This window comes from Chryseobacterium sp. CP-77 (genome assembly GCF_036362765.1).
In the GTDB taxonomy this organism is placed as follows: domain Bacteria; phylum Bacteroidota; class Bacteroidia; order Flavobacteriales; family Weeksellaceae; genus Chryseobacterium; species Chryseobacterium cupriresistens.
The window spans coordinates 776,177-799,957 of record NZ_CP143637.1 but is presented as its reverse complement, the minus strand read 5'-3'; the positions used below and the strand labels follow the sequence as shown (position 1 = coordinate 799,957).

Annotated in this window: 19 protein-coding genes; 10 read left to right on the top strand and 9 right to left on the bottom strand. The window is 36.8% G+C overall.

From position 1 onward, the window contains the following. Positions 1–12: 12 nt before the first annotated feature. The 4 genes from leuB to V0410_RS03445 all read right to left on the bottom strand — a co-directional run bounded on the left by leuB (position 13) and on the right by V0410_RS03445 (position 4,510). Entirely contained in the window at positions 13–1,137 is a 1,125-nt protein-coding gene (gene leuB, locus V0410_RS03460) for a 3-isopropylmalate dehydrogenase (RefSeq protein WP_110008826.1), read from the bottom strand. Further along, complete coding sequence (leuD, locus tag V0410_RS03455) at positions 1,118–1,726, bottom strand: 3-isopropylmalate dehydratase small subunit (RefSeq protein ID WP_330746326.1); 609 nt, start codon at positions 1,724–1,726, stop codon at positions 1,118–1,120. Before leuD ends, leuB begins: the two co-directional genes overlap by 20 nt. Positions 1,727–1,927: 201 nt before the next feature. After that, positions 1,928–3,316 (bottom strand): 3-isopropylmalate dehydratase large subunit, encoded by a 1,389-nt coding sequence (leuC, locus tag V0410_RS03450; protein ID WP_330746325.1) that lies wholly within the window; start codon positions 3,314–3,316, stop codon positions 1,928–1,930. 30 nt (positions 3,317–3,346) lie between these two features. Then, positions 3,347–4,510, bottom strand: a complete 1,164-nt coding sequence (locus V0410_RS03445) for a 2-isopropylmalate synthase (protein ID WP_082798676.1) — start codon at positions 4,508–4,510, stop codon at positions 3,347–3,349. Between the two features lie 148 nt (positions 4,511–4,658). On the opposite strand from V0410_RS03445, the gene V0410_RS03440 reads away from it, so the two are divergent. Continuing rightward, a complete protein-coding gene (locus tag V0410_RS03440; RefSeq protein ID WP_330746324.1) occupies positions 4,659–6,203 on the top strand; it encodes a hypothetical protein in 1,545 nt (514 codons plus the stop codon). A gap of 295 nt (positions 6,204–6,498) precedes the next feature. Here V0410_RS03440 and V0410_RS03435 read toward each other — a convergent pair whose 3' ends face one another. Then, the gene (locus tag V0410_RS03435) at positions 6,499–7,470 is read right to left on the bottom strand and encodes a dipeptidase (protein ID WP_330746323.1); all 972 of its coding nucleotides are present in this window, start codon (positions 7,468–7,470) and stop codon (positions 6,499–6,501) included. 243 nt (positions 7,471–7,713) lie between these two features. Between V0410_RS03435 and thrS the strand changes: the two genes are divergently transcribed. Continuing rightward, a complete protein-coding gene (gene thrS / locus V0410_RS03430; protein ID WP_330746322.1) occupies positions 7,714–9,633 on the top strand; it encodes a threonine--tRNA ligase in 1,920 nt (639 codons plus the stop codon). Positions 9,634–9,807: 174 nt separating this feature from the next. Continuing rightward, the gene (gene infC / locus V0410_RS03425; RefSeq protein ID WP_027372223.1) at positions 9,808–10,308 is read left to right on the top strand and encodes a translation initiation factor IF-3; all 501 of its coding nucleotides are present in this window, start codon (positions 9,808–9,810) and stop codon (positions 10,306–10,308) included. A 98-nt stretch (positions 10,309–10,406) separates the two neighbouring features. Here infC and V0410_RS03420 read toward each other — a convergent pair whose 3' ends face one another. Beyond that, complete coding sequence (locus tag V0410_RS03420) at positions 10,407–10,970, bottom strand: hypothetical protein (protein ID WP_330746321.1); 564 nt, start codon at positions 10,968–10,970, stop codon at positions 10,407–10,409. Positions 10,971–11,128: 158 nt separating this feature from the next. Between V0410_RS03420 and V0410_RS03415 the strand changes: the two genes are divergently transcribed. Both V0410_RS03415 and V0410_RS03410 read left to right on the top strand, forming a co-directional pair. Further along, on the top strand, positions 11,129–12,202 hold the full coding sequence (locus V0410_RS03415) for a resolvase (RefSeq protein ID WP_330746320.1): 1,074 nt from the start codon (positions 11,129–11,131) through the stop codon (positions 12,200–12,202). Between the two features lie 86 nt (positions 12,203–12,288). Further along, on the top strand, positions 12,289–12,855 hold the full coding sequence (locus tag V0410_RS03410; protein ID WP_330746319.1) for a hypothetical protein: 567 nt from the start codon (positions 12,289–12,291) through the stop codon (positions 12,853–12,855). Between the two features lie 81 nt (positions 12,856–12,936). On the opposite strand, the gene V0410_RS03405 is transcribed toward V0410_RS03410, so the two are convergent. The 3 genes from V0410_RS03405 to V0410_RS03395 all read right to left on the bottom strand — a co-directional run bounded on the left by V0410_RS03405 (position 12,937) and on the right by V0410_RS03395 (position 18,303). Further along, complete coding sequence (locus V0410_RS03405; RefSeq protein WP_330746318.1) at positions 12,937–13,566, bottom strand: response regulator transcription factor; 630 nt, start codon at positions 13,564–13,566, stop codon at positions 12,937–12,939. A gap of 2 nt (positions 13,567–13,568) precedes the next feature. Then, entirely contained in the window at positions 13,569–15,776 is a 2,208-nt protein-coding gene (locus V0410_RS03400) for a tetratricopeptide repeat-containing sensor histidine kinase (RefSeq protein WP_330746317.1), read from the bottom strand. Between the two features lie 61 nt (positions 15,777–15,837). Then, complete coding sequence (locus V0410_RS03395; protein ID WP_330746316.1) at positions 15,838–18,303, bottom strand: tetratricopeptide repeat protein; 2,466 nt, start codon at positions 18,301–18,303, stop codon at positions 15,838–15,840. A gap of 972 nt (positions 18,304–19,275) precedes the next feature. Between V0410_RS03395 and V0410_RS03390 the strand changes: the two genes are divergently transcribed. From V0410_RS03390 to V0410_RS03370, 5 genes are all read left to right on the top strand, one after another. Continuing rightward, complete coding sequence (locus V0410_RS03390; RefSeq protein WP_330746315.1) at positions 19,276–20,097, top strand: alpha/beta fold hydrolase; 822 nt, start codon at positions 19,276–19,278, stop codon at positions 20,095–20,097. Positions 20,098–20,327: 230 nt separating this feature from the next. Beyond that, the gene (gene rpmI / locus V0410_RS03385; RefSeq protein WP_034694453.1) at positions 20,328–20,525 is read left to right on the top strand and encodes a 50S ribosomal protein L35; all 198 of its coding nucleotides are present in this window, start codon (positions 20,328–20,330) and stop codon (positions 20,523–20,525) included. 117 nt (positions 20,526–20,642) lie between these two features. Continuing rightward, positions 20,643–20,987 carry a 50S ribosomal protein L20 gene (gene rplT / locus V0410_RS03380; RefSeq protein ID WP_002979659.1) on the top strand — a complete coding sequence of 115 codons (345 nt, stop codon included), beginning with the start codon at positions 20,643–20,645 and terminating at the stop codon, positions 20,985–20,987. Positions 20,988–21,340: 353 nt separating this feature from the next. Continuing rightward, entirely contained in the window at positions 21,341–22,522 is a 1,182-nt protein-coding gene (locus V0410_RS03375) for a M28 family peptidase (protein ID WP_330746314.1), read from the top strand. Next, positions 22,522–23,757: a M28 family peptidase gene (locus tag V0410_RS03370; RefSeq protein ID WP_330746313.1), complete on the top strand. Its 1,236-nt coding sequence runs from the start codon at positions 22,522–22,524 to the stop codon at positions 23,755–23,757. The genes V0410_RS03375 and V0410_RS03370 overlap by 1 nt, the downstream gene beginning before the upstream one ends. Positions 23,758–23,781 lie beyond the last annotated feature (24 nt).

Here is a 23,781-nt window from a genome sequence, read left to right as displayed (position 1 = left end):
GAACTTTTGTTTCTATACAATGGTCGATTTTCCGATCTTAATATTTTCAAAATTATAATAAGACTTTTCGGAATATCTGATATGGTCTGCAATAAAACTTCCCACTTCACTTGTGGAGTAATACTGTTTACTATTAAGATCGATTGTGACATACTTATTCTCAATAGCATGTTCTACCGACTGTCTTAATTTTTCGGCTGCCGTCTTTAAACCAAGATGATCCAGCATCATCGCCACACTTAAAATAGAAGCAACAGGATTGGCAATTCCTTTTCCTTTCGCCTGCGGATAAGATCCGTGAATAGGCTCAAACAAAGCATTCTTCTCTCCTACTGAAGCAGATGGTAATAATCCGATAGAACCTCCGATCACACTTGCTTCATCGGAAATAATATCACCAAACATATTTTCCGTTACAATGACATCAAAATGCTTAGGATTAAGGATCAGCTGCATGGCTGCGTTGTCTACAAACATATAATCAAGCTCTACATCCGGATATTCCGGTGCAATTTCCTGGCACGTCTTTCTCCACAATCTTGACGTATCCAAAACGTTGGCTTTATCAATAAGCGTAAGCTTTTTCTTTCTTTTCTGTGCTTCCTGAAACGCCATATGCGCAATCGGAATAATATCTTCACGGCTGTATTTGCAGACATCATAAGCGTAAGCACCTTCCGGATCTGTAAATTTTTCACCGAAATAGATTCCGCTTACCAGTTCTCTGAAAATCTGAATGTCAGCGCCTTCAATAATTTCTCTTTTCAAAGGACTTTTATCAATAAGAGAGGCATAGGTTTTTAAAGGACGGATATTGGCAAACAACCCTAACTCCTTGCGAAGTTTCAGCAATCCCTGTTCCGGTCTTACCTTCGCTTCCGGATTATTATCAAAAACCGGATCTCCAATAGCCCCGAAAAGCACAGCATCAGATTCTTTACAGATTTTCAGCGTTTCTTCGGGCAAAGGATTTCCTGTTTTAAAAATAGCCTCCGCACCGATTAATCCATATTCAAAATGGAATTTACATTGAAAAGCTTCAGCAATAGCATCTAATATTTTAATGCTTTCACCGATGATTTCCGGGCCAATCCCATCTCCGGGAAGAACCGCGATTTTAAAATAATTGTCGCTCATTTGCTTTTTGTGTTTTTAATTCAAATTCTGTGATTGTCTGCTTTCTGCTGATTAAAAAATCAATATCGTCATAACCGTTTAGCAGGCATATTTTCTTGTAAGAATCAATTTCAAAGGTTTCTGTGGTATCTTTAAAACTGATGGACTGTAGTTCCACATCAATAGCGATTTCATTATCGGGATTTTCATTGATACCCTCTAAAATTTCTTTTAAAAATTCTTCGGAAACTTTTACAGGAAGAAGCCCGTTATTCAAAGCATTTCCTTTAAAAATATCCGCGAAATAACTTGAAACAATGACCTTGAATCCATAATCCGTTAAAGACCAGGCTGCATGCTCACGACTGCTTCCACAGCCGAAATTATTTCCTGCAACAAGAATCTCACCACCGAATTTGGGATTGTTTAAAACAAAGTCCGGATTAGGTTCTCCTGTATGAATATTGAATCTCCAGTCTCTGAACAGATTCTCTCCGAAACCTTTTCGGTCTATACTTTTAAGGAATCTTGCCGGAATAATCTGGTCTGTATCTATATTTTCTGCCGGCAATGGAACTGCGCGGGATTTTAGAACAACTAATTTTTGCATTTATTCTATATTGTTTAGACTTGGAACCACAAAAGGCACAAAAGTTTTCCTTTTTACTTTTCAATTTACTTAACTGAAGTTCACATAAGAATGAAAATCAAAGATTTTCAAAAAGCTTAAGTATTCTTTTTCTACAAGCAAATGAAACCATCTTCTTACTTAAGTGTTATCATCTTTTGTGTCTTTGTGGTTAAATTCTTTTTAGTTTAAACTTTCAAAAGCTGAAATTTTACCCTCTATGGCTGCTTTTGCTGCAGTAAGCGGGCTGGCAAGAATTGTTCTTGAGCCTTGTCCCTGTCTGCCTTCAAAGTTTCTGTTGGAAGTGGAAACACAATATTCTCCTTCCGGGATTTTATCGTCATTCATTGCCAGACATGCCGAACACCCCGGCTGACGAATCTGAAATCCTGCATCACTGAATATTTTATCCAAACCTTCCTCATAAATCTGTTTAACCACCTGTTGAGATCCGGGAACAATCAGTGCTTTTACAGCCTCAGATTTGCTTTTCCCTTTAATATACTGGGCTGCAGAACGGAAATCTTCTATTCTTGCATTGGTACAGCTTCCTATGAAGACATAATTAACCTTGATGCTGTTAACTGTCTGTCCGGCTTCCAGTCCCATATATTGTAAAGCTTTCTCTTCAGATTCATTTTGCGGTGCCGGAATAACTTCACGGATTGAAATCCCCATTCCCGGATTAGTACCGTAGGTAATCATAGGATAAATATCTGCAGCATCAAAACTGAGTTCCTGATCAAAAACAGCGCCTTCATCTGTTTTCAAGGTTCTCCAATAGGCTACTTTTTCATCCCAGTCTTCTCCTTCCGGAGCAAATTTTCTTCCCTGTACATATTCAAAAGTGGTTTCATCCGGAGCAATCATTCCGCCTCTCGCACCCATTTCAATACTCATATTGCAGACCGTCATTCTTCCTTCCATTGACATTTCCTCGAATACATTACCCGCATATTCACAAAAATATCCTGTCCCTCCGTCTGTTCCTATTTTTGAAATGATATAAAGAATAACATCTTTAGGCTGAACATTTTCGTTTAATTTGCCATTGACGGTAATTCTCATTGATTTTGGCTTGTTCAGCAATAAACATTGGCTGGCAAATACCTGAGCTACCTGGCTGGTCCCAATCCCAAAGGCAATTGATCCAAATGCCCCATGGGTAGAGGTATGGCTGTCACCACACACAATACTCATTCCCGGCTGGGTAATCCCTAATTCCGGAGCGATGATATGAACAATTCCCTGATATGGGTGTCCCAATCCGAAAAGTTCAATATTATTTTTTTTACAGTTTTCTGTAAGCTGTTCTACCTGATTTCTTGAAAGATCATCTTTAATGGGCTGATCCTGATGCAATGTAGGTACATTGTGATCCGCGGTAGCTACAATCTGTTCCGGTCTGAAGATTTCCAGATTTCTGGATTCAAGTTCTGCGAAGGCCTGAGGGCTGGTTACCTCATGAATAAGATGTTTGTCTATATAAATGATCTGAGGTCCGTCAGGAATGGTTTCTACCACATGGGCGTCCCATACTTTATCAAAAAGTGTCTTTTTACTGTTGTTCATTTTTTACTTTATCTTGATTTTAAATCAAACCTATCCTATTTTTCTGGCGAAAGAATCCATCATAACACTCAGATCATCGTTGTCTATTTCTTTTTTAAGATCAGCGATTTTCAAAAATTCCTGATATAGATAATCAAGTTCATTTTTGGTCACCTCATAACCGATATGTTTGAAACGGTAAGCCAATGCTGAGCGTCCGCTTCTGGCAGTAAGAATGATTGAAGAGGCATTCACACCTACTTCTGCAGGATCTATGATTTCGTACGTTTCCCTGTTTTTAATCACTCCGTCCTGATGAATTCCTGAGCTGTGAGCAAAGGCATTAGCTCCTACAATAGCTTTGTTGGGCTGTACAGACATTCCCATCAGATCAGAAACCATGGCACTCATTTCATTCAGCATTCTGGAATTCACATCGGTATGCAGATTCAGATTTTTATGCTGTTTTAAAATCATGACGACTTCTTCCAGTGCTGTATTTCCTGCTCTTTCTCCCAATCCGTTGATCGTACATTCAATCTGGCGGGCTCCATTAATTGCTCCGGCAATAGAATTGGCAGTAGCCAGCCCCAGATCGTTATGGCAATGACACGAAAGCACTGCTTTTTCAATTCCCTTTACATTTTCTTTCAGATATTTTATTTTCTGACCATACTCTTCCGGCAGGCAATATCCTGTGGTATCAGGAATATTCAGAACAGTTGCTCCTGCTTTGATCACTGCTTCACATACTCTTGCCAGATACTCATTATCCGTTCTTCCGGCATCTTCAGCATAAAATTCAACGTCTTCAACATATGTTTTCGCATATTTTACTGCTTCTGCTGCTCTTTCAATAATATCTTCTCTTGTTGAGTTGAATTTGTATTTAATATGAGAATCCGAAGTTCCGATTCCTGTGTGGATTCTCGGTTTCTTTGCCAGCTTCAGCGCTTCTGCTGCTACATCAATATCTTTTTTGTTCGCTCTTGTGAGTCCGCATACCTTCGCATTTTTCACCAGTTTTGAAATTTCTGAAACCGATTCAAAATCTCCCGGGCTGGAAATCGGGAATCCTGCTTCAATGATATCAATTCCTAATTCGTCAAGCCTTTCAGCAATAATCAGCTTCTGTTCCGTATTCAGTTTACATCCCGGAACCTGCTCTCCATCTCTCAGTGTCGTATCAAATATTTCGATTTTTTCGGAATTCATAAGTGAAGTTTTTTACTTAATTTTGGCTCAAAACTACAGCTTGCGATATTTTTTTATTTTCACTTTTTCTGAAAATTACAATATTCAACAGCTCAATAAACAATTGTATTTATTTATTAATCAATAATTTAATTCCTTAAAATTTACAATGGCAGAATTGCAGAAAGATTTTTTGTTTGTATTGGTAAAGTCATTGACAACCTCTGAAAAAAGACAGTTTAAGCTCTACGTAAACCGCCTCGGAATTAACGTAGATGCCAAATTCCTATTGTTATTTTCTGAGATGGACAAGATGAAAGAATATGACGAAAGTATTATTATTGAGAAAAAAATATCTACAAAACAACAGCTTTCTAATCTTAAAGCCCATCTTTACAAACAGATTCTTGTAAGCCTTCGAATGAACCCGAGTCATCAGAACTACAGAATCCAGCTTCGTGAACAGTTGGATTTCGCCAACATTCTGTATCAGAAAGGACTTTACAAACAGGCTTTAAAAATATTGGATAAAACCAAACAGACGGCACTGGAACTGGATGAAAAAAGTATTGCTTCGGAGATCATCGACCTTGAAAAAGTGATTGAATCACAGTTTATTACGCGAAGTATCGAAGGTCGTGCCGAAGAGCTTATCAAACAATCGCAGGAGATCAGTAAACAGAACCGTTATACCACAAAATTGTCTAATCTTTCTTTGAAATTATACAGTGAAATGCTGACCCATGGTTATGTAAAAAACGATGCAGACCGGCAGGAAGTTATGGATATTTTTAACGCAGAGATTAAAAGTATCAACCCTGAAAAACTGAATTTTACAGAGAAATTATGGTATTACAAAGCCCATGTCTGGAAAAACCAGCTTTTACAGGACTATAAATATACCTTGAAATATGCTTATCAGTGGGTAGATCTTTTTCATAAGAAGCCTGAAATGATCTACAGCCACCCGGTTTGGTATATCAAAGGGAATACGTATCTGCTGAAAATCCTCTTTTTATATGGAAATATTGATATTCTGGAGGAACATTTCCAGAACTTCAATACAATGGTACATGCCGAGAATTTTGTTCAGAATGAGAATCTGCAGTCCCTTATTTTCCTTACCCACTACAATACGCTGATGAATATTCACTTTGTAAAAGGGGAATTTTTTACAGGAACCAAGCTTATTCCTGAGGTAGAATTAAAAATGGAAAAGCTCAGAGAAAGGATCGATGAACACCATTTTATGATTCTCTACCTTAAAATGGCAGCTATGTTCTTTGGCAGTAAAATGTTTGAAAAATCGATTGAATATTCTATGAGAGTCATAGAATCCAAAGGAAATGTTCAGGAAGATCTGTTGTTCCATACCCGGATTCTGATCTTAATGGCTAAATATGAATCAGGGAATGATGAAGATTATGATGAGTTTACTGCGTCTACTTTAAAGTTTGCAAAGAAAATGAAAAAGCCGGAAGAGTTCCATTTCGAGAGTATTCAGTTTTTCAAGAATCTTAATAATCAGGTACCGGATCAGCGACAGAAAGCATTTGAAAATTTTGATAAAAAACTGGAAGAGTATGCCGGCAATGAATATTACCGCCGATCATTATTCTATATCGATATTCATGGATGGATTAAATCCAAAGTTCAGAATGTGGACGTAATTGAGATTATCAAGCAGAAAGTAAGGTATAAAAGAAAACATTAAATAAGAATCTATAAAAATGTATTTTTCAATAATTTACAATGTTTTATTTCATGTAAAATAAAACATCAAAAAATATTTTTAATATAATCTTTTATAGATTTAGGTATTAACAGGTCGCTCCTCCGGAGCTCTGATTTTAAAACCAAATAATTTCTATTAACAGTTAGCTCCTATAGAAGCTGCTTATGATCCTATCAGGATCTTCTGTTAGTAGAAAATGATGAAGTCCCGTAAAATAAAGCTCCGGAGGAGCGACCTGTTCATTATGCTGTGATGTAATCGGATGATGATTTTATTAATACATCTTCTTTATAAAATTCAATGCATTTCTATGACTGATTTTTTCAACCAGTTCTGATGAAAATCGTTCTTCAATTTCTTTATTGATGGCAGGATATCCTGAGGCATTGGAATGCTCGGGGAAGAAAAAAGGATGACGGGATTTGTCCGGATGATCTTTCCAGTAGAAATAATCTGCTCCATAGGCAATGCTGTCTTCTCCTCCAAGATCTAAACCATACTGAATATGTTCATAGAGTCTTTCAGGATGATCAATATCCACATAATCTTTGATAAAATTGAGACCAATTAAGCCTTTTCTGTTGATGACTTCCTTTGCCAGTTCATCAGGAAGGTTTCTATTGTTTTTATAAACAGACCTGTAGTTGGAATGGCTCGCCAGAATAGGAATTGAATAGTTTCTCTGATCGATATAAGTAAAAATATCATGGGCCAGCTGATCACTTGTATGGGCTAAATCAATAGCAATTTTACGGTCAGCAATATAGTCAATCAGAACTTTTCCATCGTCCTTTAAGCCGGCGGTAGCATTATTTCCGCCTCCAAAACGATTTTCCAGATGATGGGTAATTCCGATATACAAAACTTTATGTGTATTTTCAATAATGGTTTCCAGGTTTCTGAAGCCGGATTCCAGACTTTGGTCTTCATCGCAGAAAGCAGATGCATTCTCTATAGACGCAATAACTCCTACCCGATTTTTATTCTCCAAATCATTCTGATTGTCATTGTTAAAAAGGAAAAAACTCTCATTTTTAATCAATTTTGAGAATAATTTGCTTTGTTCCCAACCATGAACTGTGCTATTCGCTCCTGTTCCTGCATATATAGCCATCACCTGAAGTTTTACATTTCCTTCCTGTAGATAAGGCAGTGAACAGCCAATTTCTTTGTTATCGACAGCTGCATCGGATCTTAGCAGATAATATAATAAATCGCAGTGGAGATCGACATTTATAGGATTCATGTTAATTTGTAATTTGTTTATTTTTAATGACTTACAAAAAGAATAAGGATTTTAATATTGCCATTATCATTAATAAAAAATTAAAGGCATTTTTCTATGAAAAACGAAATATGGAATTCAGTGAGACTAAAACCATCTGCATCTTTTACATTTTTAATATTAATTCTCATTCTAAATATATGCTAATATAGTATTTTATCTAAAAATTCCGTATTTTTGCATCTTAAAATTTCTTAGTAAACAATGATAAAAATTACACTTCCAGACAATAGTGTCAAAGAATTCGAGGGAGCAGTGACTCCCCTTGATGTGGCAAAATCTATAAGCGAGGGATTGGCTAGAAACACCATTTCCGCAATTGTTAATGACAAACAAGTAGAAACGACCACACCTATAACCACGGATTCTACGGTACAGCTTTTGACCTGGAATGATGATCTTGGAAAGAAGGCTTTCTGGCACTCTTCTGCCCACCTTCTGGCGCAGGCAATCCTTGAGTTTTATCCTGATGCTAAGTTGACCATCGGTCCTGCTATCGAAAGTGGATTCTACTATGATGTAGATTTCGGGGATGAAAGTCTATCTGAAAAAGATTTTGAGAAGATTGAGAAAAAGATCCTGGAAAATGCGAAGAAAGGTTCTACCTTCTCTTTATATCCGGTTTCTAAAGAAGAAGCTTTGAAGACGTATGCAGATAACCCTTACAAAGTAGAATTGATCTCTAATCTTAATGATGGAGAAATCACTTTTGTAACGCACGATAACTTCACAGATTTATGTCGTGGTGGTCATATCCCGAATACAGGAATCGTAAAAGCGGTTAAAATATTAAATGCAGCAGGAGCTTACTGGAGAGGGAATGAAAAGAACCCACAATTAACAAGAGTATATGGTATTTCTTTCCCTAAACAGAAAGATCTTACAGAATATCTTGAAAGATTGGAAGAGGCCAAAAGAAGAGATCACAGAAAATTAGGTAAAGAACTTGGAATCTTCGCATTCTCTGAAAAAGTGGGTGCAGGTTTACCACTTTGGCTGCCAAAAGGTACTGCTTTAAGAAGAAAACTGGAAAACTTCCTTTCTGATGCTCAGAAAAAAGGAGGTTATGAATTCGTAATGTCTCCACACATCGGAGCAAAAGAATTATATGTAACTTCAGGACACTGGGACAAATATGGGGAAGACAGCTTCCAGCCGATTAAAACTCCGAACGAAGGAGAAGAATTCCTGTTGAAGCCGATGAACTGTCCTCACCACTGTGAAATTTACAAAACTTCACAATGGAGCTACAGAGATTTGCCAAAAAGATATGCAGAATTCGGTACGGTATACAGATATGAGCAAAGTGGAGAGCTTCACGGTTTAACGAGAGTTCGTGGATTTACTCAGGATGATGCTCACCTTTTCTGTACTCCGGATCAGCTTTCTGAAGAATTTGAAAAAGTAATTGACTTAACGCTTTATGTGTTCAAATCTTTAGGTTTTGAAGATTTTGTGACTCAGGTTTCATTAAGAGATCCTGAAAACAAACAAAAGTATATCGGTTCTGATGAAAACTGGGAGAAAGCAGAAAGTGCGATCATCAATGCAGCTCAAAAGAAAGGTTTAAAAACAGTAGTAGAATACGGCGAAGCGGCATTCTACGGTCCTAAGCTTGACTTCATGGTGAAAGATGCTTTAGGAAGAAAATGGCAGTTAGGAACAATCCAGGTAGATTATAACTTACCGGAAAGATTTGATCTTCACTATATCGGAAATGATAATGAAAAACACAGACCGGTGATGATCCACAGAGCACCTTTTGGTTCTATGGAGCGTTTTATCGCTATTCTGCTGGAAAACACTGCAGGTGATTTCCCGTTATGGCTGAGCCCGGATCAGTTTATTATTCTACCAATCAGTGAAAAATATGTAGATTATTCAAAAAAAGTTTCACAATTTTTGGAAAATCACGATATTAGCGGTCAGATTGATGAAAGAAACGAGAAGACAGGTAAAAAGATCCGTGATGCTGAATTGAAGAAAATCCCTTTCATGCTTGTTGTAGGAGAAAATGAAGAGAAAGAAGGCACGATTTCTGTAAGAAGACGTGGAGAAGGTGATCTTGGAGCGATGAAGCTGGAGGATTTCGTTGCTTACTTCAAAAAAGAAGCAACAATCTAAATTTTAAATTAAAAGATTGAAGGATTCAAAAATTTAAATAATTAATTGGAATCTTTCAATTTTAAATATTTAAATCAATTAAATTAAGTAATTAACCAATAAAATTATAATACAATAGCACAAAGATTTAACAACAGGGGCCCACAGAGACGTCCGGTACAAGAGGACGCTCACTTGATCAACGATAAAATTCGTGTGAGAGAGCTTCGTTTAGTGGGCGATAACGTAGAGCCAGGAATTTATCCAATTGACAAAGCAAGACAAATTGCTGCGGAACAGGAATTGGATTTAGTAGTAATTTCTGACAAGGCAGAACCATTTATTGCAAGAGTATTGGAATATAAGAAATTCTTATACGAGCAAAAGAAAAAACAGAAGGAACTTAAAGCCAAGCAGGTAAAAGTGGTCGTAAAAGAGATCCGTTTCGGACCTCAGACTGATGATCACGATTACGAATTCAAAAAGAAGCATGCTGAAAAATTCCTTGAAGAAGGTTCTAAATTAAAAACCTACGTATTTTTTAAAGGACGTTCGATTATCTTTAAGGACCAGGGAGAAATTTTGCTTTTAAAACTTGCTCAGGAACTGGAGCATGTGGGTAAAGTAGACCAGCTTCCTAAACTTGAAGGAAAAAGAATGATTATGATGATGAGTCCTAAAAAACCAGCAAAATAATTAAGTCATTATTTTATATAAAGAAACCTCAAAGTAATTTGAGGTTTTTTTATGCTTATATTTTCAAAAGAAACTGTTCCGGACTACTACTCTATTGCTTAGCCCTCAAAATCCCCGCAATCATGCTCTGTGAAAAGCGGCAAAGCTTTTTTGGTGGTAAAATATTTCGAAACTCTCTTGTTTTTTAACTCCAGTTTTTTACCTTCTATCACGAGTTCGTAGACAGGTGCTTTATCTATTTGAGTTAAAATATATGTTCTTTCCGGTGTTTTAAAGATCGTTTTATTTCCTTCGATAGTATAAGAAAAATCATCAATTTCAAAAGTGTCTTTTTCATCACAGACGTTGGTCCATCTGATCTGCTTCTTTGTGATAGAAAGACTGGCCAAATCGCATGAGTAACAGTTCCCGGAAAATTCTATACCATATTTATCATGCACATTAGTGCTTTTACTATTCAATACGTCAATAGGAACCAAGGTAGAAAAATCACCAGGTATTTCTACTATTTCCGGATCATTCTTTACGGGTTCCGGTTGAGATGCTGCCCCTTCTATTTGAGTTTCCGGAGAAGTATTGGTTTCTGCTTTTTTGTCTGCAGAAGGTGAACAGGATGCTAATAAAGCAGTCAAAACTGAAAGGCTGATTATTAAGTTTTTCATTCTTATAAAGTAAATTACAATATTGGGGTTATTATTTTGTAAAATTCTCCAAAATCCTTTGTTCAAAACATCCCTGTTTTCGGCCATTTATTCCCTATATCAGGCGGTTTTGTTGGCTGCTGGTCTTAATACTGATACATTTGCGCAAAAATATAAAAATGAAAGTCATCAATCAATTCTTTATATCATCCCTGGTAATTTTTGCAGGATGTAACCAGAAGGATAAAACATCAGGGACACACAATGTAAAAACTGAAGTAAAGCAGAAAACGGTAACATTTGCCGATTTCAAAAAAATACAAGGCGTGGACAATGTTCAGGAGGTACCGTTTCAATTATTTACTAAACTGGATTCTGTACAGTTTTTTATAACTCCGAGTAAAGATGCTGCCCATTTGAAAATTCCTTACAATAAACTCGATAATTATTATGGATTTGAAGAATTTGAGGACTTCTATTCTATTCACTACAGCATTAATAATAACATTTCGAACAGTATTGAAGCGTTTGTCCTGAAGTCGGAATTCACACCGGCATACGAACTTACGTTAAAAGGTGTTGACCTTTATGAGATCAGAAGCAGCACCTTTAAGGAATCAAGTGATTTTAAGAATAAATCATTTAAGAAGTTCGGAACCATTGTGGAGATTTCTGAACAGGAATTTAAAGCCAGTTCAAAAAAACAAATCGGTGAACATTTGACAAAAAATCCCAATATACAACTGCAGGCAGATAACTGGGTATATAAAGAAAACGGCAGAGAAGACGTAATTACACAACATGAAAGTATCTCTACCGAGACCGGACCGCTTGCCAATGAATATGTAGGAAGATCGCCTTATTTAAACCTGGAAGTATTCAAAGAAAATTCTGATGAAGTTGCAGATTCCTACTATTCTTTTTACAGCCTAAAAAACGCAGTTATGTTTGAACTGAGTACCGAAGGTTATCCGCAAATTCTTCCTTCTAAAGGCTGGGTTACCTTCGTCTCTTCCAATCATGATGTGGGGAGTAATTTTGTTATTTCCAGATACTTTCCTCAAACTAAGAAACAGGACAACCTTTTATATGTGAATTTCACCAACTTTAAAATAGCAGATGATAAAAAGGCTTTCTGGACCGATAATGACACCTTCTACGCAGAAGTCTACCCTCTTAATTCAGCTTCTGGAAATGGTAAAAAACAGAAAACAGCTTATATAAAAATTCAGCTGAAGGCTGACCTGTTTTAATTTGATGAGATAAAAACCCCTGAAATCAGCGAGTGTACAGGGAAATAAAGTCTAATATCTTTGCTGCAATTATTTAAAGAGATACAATGAAAAAATTAAGTTTGACCCTTCTTTTTTGTTTATTAAGTTTTATGACTTTTGCACAGTCGTTAAAAGTCGTTATTAAACAGGATGGAAAAGCAATTGAACCCGTGAATGATGTTTATGAACTGAAAAAATCTCCTTTTTTATTTGAAATCACGTCTTCCAATCTGGAAGGATTTTTAGTGGGTGCAACCACAAATAAAGACATTTATGCAGGAGCTTTGGGCGCTTTGAATACTGAAGTACAATGGTTCCAGAATACAGGTATGGCCGAGGAGCTTTACAACAAGGATAAAGAAATGTTTCTGATGGATTCCGCACCTTCATACTGGTATTACACAGATGCAAAAGATCACAGATTTGATAAAAACCCTAAAGGCAATGCAAAGCAATGGACTGCTACCCGTACGATTACAAGATTTTATGATATCATGGTAGATCAGCCCATCAGTTTAAAAGATTTTGACGGCAGCGTTTTCATCCTGATGTATCACCCGGTTTACAATGACGAATATGATTTAGTAGACAAAAAGAATCTGTTCCAGGCTGCGTTGAAATTCAAAGATTAACCGTACACACCCAAATTATTTGATTATATAAGAAAAAGGCTGCTTACATGATGTGAGCAGCCTTTTTTCCGGATGATTATTTTATTCGATAATCAAGCCGTATTCTATAGCTAATTTTATAGCTGAACTCAGGTTGGAGGTCTGAAATTTTTCGATAAGATTTTTCCGGTGGCTTTCTACCGTATGCGGACTTATAAAAAGCTTTTCCGCCATTTGATTGGTAGTAAGTCCTTTTGCTGCTTCACCCAGAATTTCTTTTTCTCTTCGTGTCAGTTTCGGAACCTGACTTAATCCGTCTGTTGATTTTTTCTCCAGAACAGCTTTGGTTTGAGAGCATAAAAACCTGTTACCGGAATATACAGAGGTTATTCCTTCAAGAATTTCGGAAACTGAAGCATTTTTTTGAATATATCCCAAAGCCCCTTCAGCAAGAGTACTGTTGATGACAGGCAGTTCGTTATGAACACTCAGGATAATAATCTGAAGGTTGCTGTACTTTTTCTTTAAAGGCTTGATGAGTTCAATGCTGTTGATATCTGCCAGATTAATGTCGAGCAGCAGAATGTCAACCGCCTGTTTTGCAAGGCCTTCATTCATTTCTGAGACATTTTTAAAACAATCTACGACATCTATTGTTTCGCTGTTTCCTAAAATATTTTTCAGTCCTTCCAATAGAAGCGGATGATCGTCTGTTATGGCTACTTTTATCATGTTTAATGAATAGGGATTTGAAGTTCTATACTGGTGCCAATATTTAATTCGGAGGTGATATTCATGGTTCCTTTTAAAAACTGGACTCTTAATTCTATATTGTGAAAACCTGCTGTTTTTCTAACGTCTAAGTTTGTATGATCGAAGCCTTTACCATTGTCTTCTACGGTAAGGTTTAACAGATTTTCTTCTTCGCTTACCTGAACAATAATTTCGGAAGGATCAGCATGCTTGATAGCATTGTTAACCAGTTCCTGGATGATTCTGTAAATAACCAGCTGTTTTTCCTTCGATATGGAATTGCTGTAATTGATAAACTCTGTATGGATTTCCAGAGCATGATTGGAAATTCGTGAAGCAAACTCCTGAATAGCCACTTCCAGACCGTATTTTGTTAATAAATCAGGCATTAGATTATGCGCCACCCTTCTCAGTTCTTCTACAGCACCATCGATCTGTTCAATTGATTTTGAAATTCCTTCCTCTATATTTTCAGCCTGATCAGGATTTAAATAAGACAGTTGGTGTTTCGTTCCTGAAAGCAAACCTCCCAGTCCGTCATGGAGATCACGGGCCAGACGGCCACGCTCCTGCTCCTGCCCTTCAAGCAATGCTGTAAGGGTAGATATTTTGGAGTTCTGTTTTTCTTGTTCCATGGCTAAAGCATGCAGTTCGTCTCTTCGCTTAATAGACCTGGCACGCTGCTTATACGCATACAGCAACAAGAGGATCAAAACAATGAAAAAGATAATAAAAAAAATGTAGTACGTATTGATCTTTTCCTTGAATGCCAGAAGCTTTTTAAAGGTATTAATATCGTTATTCTTCTGTTGGGTTTCCAGTTTTGCCAAACGAAGCTGCTGTTCTTTTTTCTCGGATTCAAGTTCTGAAAATTTCAGTCGCTCACGCTGGTTTTCTTCTACCAATTTTAGGTTGTTATAAACCTGTTCACGCTGTGCACGCAAAATATTAATAAGCTTGATTTCCTGAGCTTTCTTGTCGCTTTCCAGCTGTAGTTTGATGTATTTCTGTTCCTGCCGTTCTTTATCAAACTGGGATTCTAATCTTTTGGTGATATCCAGTTTTTCCTGATCGTAAATGCTCTTGTATTGATCAACATAGCTTTTATAATAAGTCAGTGCTTCTTTATAATTGCCCTGCTCTTCACTAATTCTGGATAGAGATTCAAGGATAGACAATTCTATCATATGATTCCTTACCGGGCTTTTCCCAATCTCCATGGAGGCTTTCAGAAAGTAGGACTTGGCTAAATCATAATTTTTATCCTGCAATGCCAATTCTGCCAGAATTCCAAAGGAAGAAGCAATGTGAATAGCATCACCAATTTCCAGGCTCACTTTATTGGCTAACTGAGCATATTGCATGGCTTTATTACTGTCAAACCCAGTATATAAATTAGCTAAATTGATGGCAGCATATGAAAGGCTGTTTCTGCTAAGCATCGCATCTTTATTTTTATTAAAAGTAGCAATAGCCTGTAAATAATACTGTTCTGTTTTATCCCGAAACACTGTATTGGATGGCTCCTGTGTATATTTTTGTTCATATACGTAGCCCATCCGCATGTAAGCATCAAAGATAAGATTGGGATCATTTTGTTTGGAAGCTAACAATAGAAACTGTTTGCTGTATTTTTCTTCCAGCTGATATTCATTCAGGTCAGAATAAATGGCAGATAATTCCTTCGCTGCATTGCCCAATCTTCCATATAGTGTGGAAGTGGTTGGTGAGTTTTCATAATATTCGATCGCTTTCAGGTATGCGGCGACGGCATCGGTCGTTTTATTATTGCGTACCAGAATCCAGCCTTTTGCGTATTGTACATAACCTTTTGCTTCATTACTATTCGTTTTTAAGCTGTAGGCCTTTGCCATTTCGAGGCTTTTTGAAGACTCCGCAGTTTTATTATCCAGCCGGTAATTCATGGCCTGTACCGCATACAAAATTGTGGCATACTTTCCATCCGCCTGTTTTGCAGCAAGGGAAATATTAGTATCTAAAATCTGGTAAGATTTGGGCTTAAGATTATGAAAGAATAATGCTGTAGCGTACTTGGGAGCCAGGTTGAGCTGTTCTGCCGTATTGTTTGAGGCATGGCTGTATTCTCTTTCTAATTTGCTTAAAACATCCTGTGCCTGAACAAAAAACGGACAAATAAGTAAAGTAAATATAAGTAATAACCTGTGCATCAAACCCTTATCTTTATTAAATTGCATTCCATTAAGGAACGTAAATATAGGCAAATCCCTGCTAATCTGTTTCGAAACCATGCTTTTCAGCAAAAGCACTCCACTTCAGGTATTTCTTTTCATTTTTAAAGGCCGGATCTTCACCATAATAATACATCAAACGTTGAGTTGCATATTCGTAGGCACTGTAAATATTGGCCTGCTCATAATACTTAATGGCTTTCTTCAGGTCCGTTTTTACTCCCATACCGTGCTCGTAGATAATGCCGTAATAAATCCCGGAATAAGATTGATCATAGTCTTTTTTTAAGTACACCAAAAGGTTTTTATAGTCTCTTAACTGGTAATATATTTCTGAGATTTTATCGTAATTGTAGGCGTATTTTTTCTCAGCTTTCTGATAAAAATCCAAAGCTTTACTGTAATCCTGCTTCACGTGTTGTCCAAAATAATAGAGATCACCCAGGTTGACAAGAGCCATTTCGTCACCAAGCTCAGCACTCTTTTCATAGGCCTCAATTGCTTTTTTGATATTAAAAGAATACCCTATTCCGTTGTGGTATAAAGCCCCGAGATTGTTCCAGGCTACAGGATGGTTTCGTTGTGCTGCTTTTTCATAATATGCAATGCCTCTTTGCGGATCAAATAATGATTCTATTTCAGGATCCGTAAGCAGTAGCCCTATTTCTACCAGGCTATCCATGTCACCCTTTTGAGCAGATAACTCAAAAAGACGAAGTGCTTCGTGGTAATTCTGGTTTTCCTTTTCGTCAAAAGCCATTTTTTTAATCGTTCCAACCTCCATGAATTGTTCGGGGTTCTTACCTTTCCGGCTTTTCCAACGGTTATAAAAGGAAGTAAAGTATTCCAGATCTTTTCCCCGGAATGAATACCGGTCCAGATAAACGGCACCATATTCGGAAGCCTCTACCCGGCGAATGCTTCTGTCTTCATGCATCCTGAACATATTTTCACCCTGATACAAAAACAACAAGCCTTCTTCCGTTCTATAATTCAAAGGATTGGAAATATAGTCATACAATTGGGCTGACAGACCATTTTCAAAATCGAACAATTGATACCCTTCATTCTTTTGAACCGATAAAAATCCATTTTCCAGATAGTGAATCTGCTTAATTTCCGGCTGGGGAGTGATTAACCAATTTCCATTGCCTGCATCAAAAAGTCCTGATCCTACGTTGGTTTCCAGGATAAAGACATTATTTCTATATCTATTGGATTCTGCTTTTACTTTACTAACATATTCATTTTCCAGCAGAAACTGGTGTTTTACAACATGATAGATCTTCCAGTTTTTGTCTTTGCGAACAGCAAGAGTTTCAAAATTATCGATTATGATCAGCTGATCTGCTTCGTCTATAATGAGGCGGCCTCTTTCATCAATCAATCTGCCTTTCTTGTCAAATTTGTTCGGCTTGACCCAGAAACAGGTACTTGCTTTTGAGATGCTGCCTTCTAAAAAGTCTCCGAGGTAGTTTCCTTCTTTTGTATAATATTTTCGTTTGCCGGTACCTTTTTGCCTGGCAAAAAATAATTCAGGGAAATAATCATATTCATAAGGGTTTTCGCTTTCAACAGGAATAACCAGTCCGTTTTCATCGCTATAAACTCCGAATTTGCCGTCTTTTTCTACCCCAAAGAATCCATAGGCTGTTCTTTCAATGGCATTGTATTCCGCAGGAACCATCCAGGTATTTGAATAGATTTTTAAAATCCCTGATTTTCCATTCACTTTTACTTCGCCTAAAGGTTCCTGCCCAAAATCGAATACGTCAAAAGCATCTTCATACACCGGAGAAATCCATTCTTTTCCGTCACTTTGCAGGTAACCGAACAAAGCCCCTTTTTGAATTACCGATATATTGTAGTAATCATCTGCTTCAAAAATATCGTCATAAACCGCAGGAGCTAAAACAGCACCTTTTGCATCTTTAAGACCGAATTTCCCGTTCTCTTCAAATACAGAAGATGCCGCTTTTTTATAGGCAAGCTCTTCAAAGTATCCCAATCCGTAATTAATCCAGTCGGTTTGTAAAATTTCAAGAAATGAGGAATATCCTGTCTGTGAGAACAAGGAATCCAGCAGCGAAAGATTCCGGGCTTTAACAGCCTTTTTATACAGCTTGCTTTTCTGCTGAATTTCTACCAGCCATTCCTTTGCCTGTACCGTATGTTCTTCTTCGTTCATATTGAAAACATCTGTTGCATTCAATACAAAAGAGTCATAAGGTAAAGCTTCCAGAAACTCGAACATTTTATTAACGGGTTCGTAATAAGCCTTCTTGTAATGCAGCTGATAAGTATCTGCCAGCAGATTGAAAAAATAACGCAGCTGAACAATTCCCTGGTTTTTATCGGAGAAAAATTCAACACCTTCCACTTTGATATCTTCTGCCAGCAGAGGATACAGCAATAATGGAATTTCATAATTCCACTCGCCCAGATAGGTATCGAATGTCTGATTTGTTTTTTGATCGTAATTGTATAAATAAATCCGGTGTGCCATTCATTCAATTTTAACATATCGGAAAGCATCACAGCATTCCCTGTTACCTAAGGTTGCCTCCCGAGCAGCTGCAAATTACAAATATACGCAGCAATATTACTTTTACAGCTTCTTCCTCACTCCATTGTATCTGGCTAGTGTTTTTACCCATAGTTTTTTAGTGTTTATTCGAAATAAGAATTTATCGTTGAATCGGGTGTGAAAAAGAAAGCTATAAAAGTTATTAATTATTGTTTATCCGGAGAGATTTAACCGTTTTATCTTTATTAGATTTTTAGGTCAAAGATAAAAATAGAGACGGTATAAAAACATCCCTGATATCAGTGGTTTTTAGTTTAGTCTGTTTCATATTATAATGCATCGCATCTTCTTTATGGCCTGTAGGTTTCGGCCTGTTCAAACAGGATCATGTAACAATAAAATGCAGTTAAGACTACTCCGATAAGGCCGGAAATAAGAAATATAAGAAGATAATACACGGCTTTTTTATTTTTCTTTTGTATAAAATTGATAATGAAAGTAATCAGCGTGCACAGGAATCCTGCTCCAAAAAATATAATTAAGACAGCAAAAAATAAAGCTCTTTCCAGGTGTAAGTCTGCAGATGAAAGCATAAGGGTTTAAATTTACAGGTTAACAATAAGTTCAGCAGATTCGACTGAACATAGAAATGATCAAACCTGCCTGAATTGTATGTTTCATATTCATCGTCAATATTAGAGAGAACCGTCAAATACTGCAATCCCTATTATCAGGTATATTGTATGCTGCCTTACTTTTTTGAATGTTTTTCTTTGTAACAAAAAGATTTTCAATCCATTTGCTCTTTGAAGAGTGTTGACAATACATTACTATTGTTAACAAATTTTTAATCAATTATTATCTTAGATCAAGGTATTCTGAAGATTTTCTATCTACATTTGTGATTATAAAAATCAAACACACTATTTATTAATATTAAAAAAAGAAACAATGAGCACACTTACATTAAAAGACGGTACAGAAATTTATTACAAAGATTGGGGGAAAGGACAGCCGGTTTTCTTTCACCACGGATGGCCATTATCAAGTGATGACTGGGATGCCCAAATGTTCTTCTTTCTGGAACAGGGTTATAGAGTAATTGCTCATGACAGAAGAGGCCACGGAAGATCCGGACAGACTCCTTACGGACATGATATGGATACTTATGCTTCTGATGTGGCAGAAATTGTTGAAGCGCTGGACTTAAAAGATGTGATTCATGTGGGACATTCTACAGGAGGCGGTGAAGTGATCCGCTATGTCGCAAAACATGGTAACGGAAGAGTGGCAAAAGCTGTTCTGGTAAGTGCAGTAACTCCTATTATGGTTCAGAATGAAAACAATCCTAATGGAGTTCCCATCTCTGTTTTTGATGATATCCGAAATAATACGGCGAAACACAGACAACAATTCTTTATTGATATTACCTTCCCTTTTTATGGATACAACAGAGAAGGAGCCAAAGTTTCAGAAGGAATCCAGAGAAACTGGTGGAGACAGGGAATGAGTGGTTCTATCAAAGCACATTATGATTGTGTGAAAGCATTCTCTGAGACAGATTTCACTGAAGATCTTAAAAGTGTAGATGTTCCTGTATTGGTAATGCATGGCGAAGATGATCAGATTGTACCTTTTGAAACCACTGGCAAGGTTGCTGCTACCCTTCTTAAAAACGGAAAACTGATTTCCTATCCCGGGTTTCCACACGGAATGCCAACTACAGAGGCTGAAACCATCAACAGAGATCTTCTGGAGTTTTTTAAATCATAATAAGAATAAGAACATCATTACGTTTTTATGAACGTATAGCATTGAAGGCAAGCCCGTATTGATATGGGTTTGCCTTTATAATTCAACCCAAAAGACCTTCCTGTTGATATACATTAAAAATTCCTTTCGTGTATCACTTTTTTTTCGTAATTTTGCACACTATTATTCCTAATGTCTTTAGGAGTAGCCAAAACAGATATTGATAACAAAAACAATAAAAAAGCAAAACAATGCCAAAATTAAAAACGAAATCAGGTGCTAAGAAACGTTTTGCTCTTACCGGAACAGGTAAGATCAAAAGAAAAAACGCTTACAAAAGCCACATCTTAACTAAGAAAGAAACTAAGCAGAAGAGAAATCTTACGTCTACTTCTTACGTAGCTAAAGTGGATGAGAAAAGCGTTCAACGTCAATTAGCAATTAAGTAGTTTTTATAAATCTATATTCGGTTTATAAGAATTCAAACAAATTCACAATTTTAACCCTGAAACGGTGCCAACAAGAGCAATAACACTGCCGCCCTTTTCAAAAAAACAATTTAAATTATGCCAAGATCAGTAAATGCCGTAGCTTCAAGAGCTCGCAGAAAGAAAATTTTTAAGCACGCTAAAGGTTATTTCGGAAGAAGAAAGAACGTTTGGACTGTAGCTAAAAACGCGGTAGAAAAAGCAATGCAATATGCTTACCGTGGTAGAAAAGAGAAAAAGAGAAATTTCAGAGCACTTTGGATCACTCGTATCAACGCGGGAACCAGAGAGCACGGAATGTCTTACTCTCAATTTATGGGAGCTCTTAAAAAGAACAACATCGAACTTAACAGAAAAGTTTTAGCAGATTTAGCAATGAATCACCCTGAAGCTTTCAAAGCTGTTGTAGATCAAGTAAAATAATGTAGAATAGATTTTGTTATCAATATAAGTCCCGGGTTTTCCCGGGATTTTTTTGTTATATACTTTTTCATCTTTTATCACGAGTCGAATCCTGGTGTAATTGCAATATCAACAGTATTTTCTATTAAGCTGCAGTGATAAAACATGAATTTATCATTGAATATATTTAATAAAAAAGAAAAATTTACTTAAATTTTATATATTTAGCGAATTTTAATCTAAATTAATGATAAATTTAATAAAAACACATATTATTGTTAATAAATTAAGCAAATAAGCAACATTTCACTTAATAATCAACAATAAATAATGATTAATTGTTATATTAGCAATCTCTAAAGAAAGTATTAAAAATGAAAAAAGTTGCGGCTCTTTTGCTCAGTTCAATTGCACTTCAGAATATGAGTGGACAAAGTTTTATTCAGGCTTATAAGGACAGAGCAGATATGGTTACCCAAACCAATATTAGTACAAACCTTCAGGAATTTGCGGGATTTGGGATTAAAAAAACAGGTACAACAGCTAACAATAACGCTTTAAACTGGCTTAAAAATAAATACCTTTCCTACGGATATACTGTCAATAATATGTCTGAAGATAGTTTTACCTACGGAAGCAGCACTTCAAAAAATTTAATTATTACCAAGACAGGAACAGTATACCCCAACAAATATGTTATTATCTGCGGACATTATGATACGATTGTAGGTCCTGGAGTGAGTGACAACGGAAGCGGAACTTCCATTATTCTGGAAGCAGCCAGAATATTGAAAAATGTTCCCACAGAATATTCTATCAAATTTATTCATTTTTCCGGGGAAGAACAAGGTCTTGTAGGCAGCAACCATTATGTCAATAACGTAGCTTACCAAAATGGCAGTCAGGTTCTGGATATAAAACTGGTTTTAAATATTGACCAGGTGGGTGGTCTTCTTGGAAATAACAACAATACTATTACCTGCGAACGGGATACCGGTGGGGTGTCTTCCAATAATGCAGCTTCTACAGTTGTAACGCAGGAACTGATGAACTGCACTACTCTTTACTCACCTCTTCAGACGAATCTTTCTTACGCTTACAGCTCAGATTATATGCCTTTTGAAGCAAAAGGATATACCATTACCGGGTTTTATGAAACCATCCAAAGTAATAATGAGCATACCGTAAGTGATACTTTTGCCAATCTGGATCCCGTCTATGTTTTCAACGTAGGAAAAGCAGCCGTGGGAGCTTTGCAGCATTTTGCTGTTGCCTCTACATCCAGTAACCTGTTAAGTACCAACGAAAGCTCTGTGCAAAAATCAGGTGAAGCCATCAGGATCTATCCTAATCCTGCAAAAGATCTTGTGACTGTGGAATTTCAGGAGAAAGTAAAACACTTCAAAGTTGAAGTCAATGACATGGCAGGAAATACTGTTTTAAACCTTGAAAATCAGGAAAAAATAAATACATCAGGGTTAACAAACGGGGTTTATACTTTTACTGTTACAACCGATAAAGGAAATACCACAAAAAAAATTATCATTAATCAATAATGTCTGACGGATATTCCGCATCTGTTGCATTCTGGAATATTCAGCATTACTCTCCTCAAATGAAAAAAATCGCTGCTTTTTTATTCGCTTCTGTTGCTATGCAAAGTATTGGAGCTCAAAGTTTCATTCAGGCTTATCAGGACAGAGCGGATATGGTAAATCAAACCAATATTACCACTTACCTTCAGGAATTTGCTAATCTAGGGGTGAAAACCACGGGTTCACCAGCTAATGCCAATGCATTGACATGGCTAAAAAACAAGTATCTTTCTTACGGATATACTGCCAGCCAGATAGCAGAAGATCCTTTCACTGCAGGAAGTTATAATTCTAAAAACCTTGTTATTACCAAAACAGGAACGGTATACCCCAATAAATACGTAATCATTTGCGGACATTTCGACAGTATTACCGGCCTGGGAATCAATGATAACGGAAGCGGAACTTCTATTATTCTTGAAGCCGCAAGGATTCTGAAGGATGTTCCGACTGAATATTCTATAAAATTCATTCATTTTTCCGGGGAAGAGCAAGGACTTCTGGGAAGCAAACATTATGTCAACAATGTGGCTTACCAAAGTGGTGTTCGTGTTTTGGATATTAAACTTGTTTTTAATCTCGACCAGGTAGGCGGTGTTATGGGAAATAACAACAATACCGTTTACTGTGATGAAGATCAGGGCGGACTTTCAACAAACAATGCAGCTTCGGCTGCTGTAACTCAGGAACTGAGAAACTGTACAGCGCTCTACTCTCCTCTTCTGACTGCCGTAGATCCGGCTGCTGATACGGATTATATTCCTTTTGAACAAAAAGGTGAAGTGATCACAGGTTTTTTTGAAAGAATAAGAAGTACCTATCCACATACAGTGAATGATACTTTTGCCAACACCGATCCTGTTTATATTTACAAGATAGGAAAAGCTTCTGTGGGAGCATTGCAGCATTTCGCCGTTGCCACCGGCACGTTGGGAACGAATGAAACCATAGGAAAAAATACGTTGGAAAGTGTGAAAATCTATCCAAATCCAGCCAAAGATGTTATCAATATTGAACTTCCGGACTCCGGAATTAAAAATTTCAGTTTTGAAATCACAGATTTTCAGGGGCGTTCCATTTTCAGGAGAAACAATGAAACAAGTATTAATGCTTCAGGCCTGGAAAACGGAGCTTATATCGGAATTTTAAAAATTGGAGATCAAAAGGTTGTCAGAAAAGTGATGATTGAAAGATAAACCAGTATACAATACGAATAAAAA